General features: G+C 70.6%; 4 protein-coding genes. All 4 read left to right on the top strand.

Annotated elements, in window-relative coordinates:
* On the top strand, positions 1-491 hold a 491-nt coding region (locus HOQ08_RS14840; protein ID WP_291196601.1), incomplete at its 5' end, for an aminotransferase class I/II-fold pyridoxal phosphate-dependent enzyme.
* Entirely contained in the window at positions 488-1549 is a 1062-nt protein-coding gene (hisB, locus tag HOQ08_RS14835; protein WP_291196599.1) for a bifunctional histidinol-phosphatase/imidazoleglycerol-phosphate dehydratase HisB, read from the top strand. The genes HOQ08_RS14840 and hisB, both read left to right, overlap by 4 nt.
* 50 nt (positions 1550-1599) lie before the next feature.
* Positions 1600-2199 (top strand): imidazole glycerol phosphate synthase subunit HisH, encoded by a 600-nt coding sequence (gene hisH, locus HOQ08_RS14830; RefSeq protein ID WP_291196596.1) that lies wholly within the window; start codon positions 1600-1602, stop codon positions 2197-2199.
* A partial coding sequence (locus HOQ08_RS14825) for a HisA/HisF-related TIM barrel protein (RefSeq protein ID WP_291196592.1) occupies positions 2196-2758 on the top strand: 563 nt, incomplete at its 3' end. The genes hisH and HOQ08_RS14825, both read left to right, overlap by 4 nt.

The raw sequence follows: 2758 nt of genomic DNA, 5'->3' as shown, positions 1-2758 counted from the left end.
CCAGCGCTGCAACGCTGCTCGATCGCCACCAGCACCTGGTCGTACTGCGTACGCTGTCGAAGGCGTGGGCCCTGGCAGGGGCACGCGTCGGCTGCCTGCTTGGGCACGCGGACGTGGTGGCGCTGTTGCGGCACATCCTGCCGCCGTATCCCGTGCCGCGGCCATGCCTGGCGGCGGCGCTGAACGCCTTGTCGGTGGACGGGCAGGCAGCGGCGCGCGCTCACGTCGCCGTCGTGCGCGCCGAGCGCTCGCGCATGGCGGATGCGCTGCAGCACTTGCCCGGCGTGCGTGCCGTGTTGCCTTCGCAGGCGAACTTCCTCGCCGTGCGCTTCGATGACGCGGAAGCCGCATATCGGCGCCTGCTCGGTGCGGGCATCGTGGTGCGGGACGTGCGCCGCTACCCAGGCCTGGGCGATGCCCTGCGCATCACCGTGGGCACGCCGGCGCAGAACGACCGGGTGCTCGCCGCGCTGGGCGGGGGCGCGCCATGAGCCGCAAGGTCCTTTTCATCGACCGTGATGGCTGCCTGATCGTCGAGCCGCCGGACGAGCAGATCGACAGCTACGACAAGCTCGACCTGGTTCCGGGCGTGGTCGGCGCGCTGCAGCGATGCGTGGCCGCCGGCTACGAGCTGGTGATGGTCACCAACCAGGACGGGCTCGGCACGCCGAGTTTTCCCGAGGACGCCTTCCACGGGCCGCAGCAACTGCTGCTGCGCATTCTTGCCTCGCAGGGCATCGTGTTCCGCGAGGTGCTGGTCGACCGCAGCTTCCCGCACGAGGGCCTGGACACACGCAAGCCCGGCGTCGGCCTGCTGCGCCATTGCCTGGCCGACGATGGCTGGAGCCGCGCCGCCTCGGCGGTGGTCGGCGACCGCGAAAGCGACCTGCAGCTCGCGGCCAACCTGGGCGTGCGCGGCTTCCGCCTGGGAGCGGGATTGGACTGGGCCGGCGTCGCACACCGGCTGCTCGACACGCCACGTATGGGCGCGGTGGTCCGGCGCACGCGCGAGACCTCGATCGAGGTCGCCGTCGATCTGGATCGCCCGGCCGAATCGCACGTCCGCACGGGGCTCGGTTTCTTCGACCACATGCTCGACCAGCTCGGCAAGCACGGCGGCTTCGCGCTGACGCTCAGCTGCGAGGGCGACATCGCGGTGGACGAACACCACACGGTGGAAGATTGCGCGCTCGCGCTGGGCCAGGCCTTGCGCCAAGCGCTGGGCGACAAGCGCGGCATCGGCCGCTACGGCTTTACCTTGCCGATGGACGAATCGCTCGCCAGCGCGGCGCTGGACCTGTCGGGCCGTGCGTGCTTCGTGTTCGAGGGCAGCTTCCCGCGCGAACGCGTGGGTGAACTGCCGACCGAGCTGGTGCCGCATTTCTTCCGTTCGTTGTGCGAAACGCTGGGCGCCAACCTGCACCTGTCGGTACGCGGCGAGAATGCGCACCACATGGTCGAGGCATGCTTCAAGGTGGTCGCGCGCACCTTGCGCCAGGCATTGCGGCGCGAAGGCGACGAACTGCCCAGCACCAAGGGGGCGCTGTGACATCCGGTCGTTCGGCAGCGGCTGCCGCTCCCGCGGCCACGCCGGTGAGGATGGCCGGCGGGTCGGTCGTCCTGGTCGACGCCGGCGGCACCAACATCGGCTCGGTCCGCTACGCCTTGCATCGCCTGGGCGTGGAAGCGCCGCTCACCGCCGATCCGGATGCCATCCGCGCCGCCGCCAGGGTGATCCTTCCCGGTGTCGGTGCGGCTGCACCTGCCATGGCGCGGCTGCGTGAGCTCGGCCTGATCGAGCTGCTTCGCGGACTCACGCAGCCGGTGCTCGGCGTCTGCCTGGGGATGCAGCTGCTGTGCGCCCATTCGGAAGAGGGCGGGGTGGACTGCCTGGGCCTGATTCCCGCGACGGTGCGGCGGATGACACCCGCGCCGGGACTGCGTGTTCCGCACATGGGCTGGAACCGGCTTCGTGCGCTCAAGACGCATCCCCTGCTCGAAGGCATCGCGCAGGATGCGCAAGCCTACTTCGTGCACAGCTATGCGGTGCCGACGGGCGACTACACCCTGGCCTCGGTCGAACACGGGCAACCGTTCTCGGCCGTCATCACGCACGGCAACTTCTTCGGCATGCAGTTCCATCCGGAACGCTCGGCCGCGGTGGGTGCGCGCCTTCTGCACAATTTCCTAGCGCTATGAACTTCGACGTCATTCCCGCCATCGACCTGCGCGGCGGACAGGTGGTGCGCCTGGCCCAGGGCGACTACGCACGGCAGACGATCTATGCAAGCGACCCGCTGGCGCTCGCCGAGGCCTATGCCGCAGCCGGTGCGCAGTGGCTGCACCTGGTCGACCTGGACGGTGCGCAGGCCGGCGGCCTGGCCAACCTTTCGATCATCGAGACGATCGCGCGCACCGGCCTGCGCGTGCAGGCCGGCGGCGGCGTGCGGAGCGTGGGCCACGTGCATCGCCTGTTCGACGCCGGCGTGCAGCGCGTGGTGCTGGGGAGCGTGGCGATCCGCGACCCGGCGCGCGTCGCGGGCTGGCTGGAGCGCCACGGCGGCGAGCGCTTCACCCTCGCGCTGGACACGCGTTGGCGGGACCAGCGCTGGACCTTGCCCAGCGCCGGCTGGACGCAAGTGGAAACACGCACGCTCGACGACCTGGCGCCCTGGTACGCGGCGCACGGCGCGCGCCACCTGCTGTGCACCGACATCGATCGCGACGGCATGCTGGCCGGCTTCAACCTGGCGCTCTA

It is taken from the genome of Frateuria sp., assembly GCF_013362045.1.
GTDB lineage: Bacteria > Pseudomonadota > Gammaproteobacteria > Xanthomonadales > Rhodanobacteraceae > Frateuria_A.
Note: the sequence above shows the minus strand (reverse complement) of the source record. Positions and strands in the feature narration are given on the sequence as shown.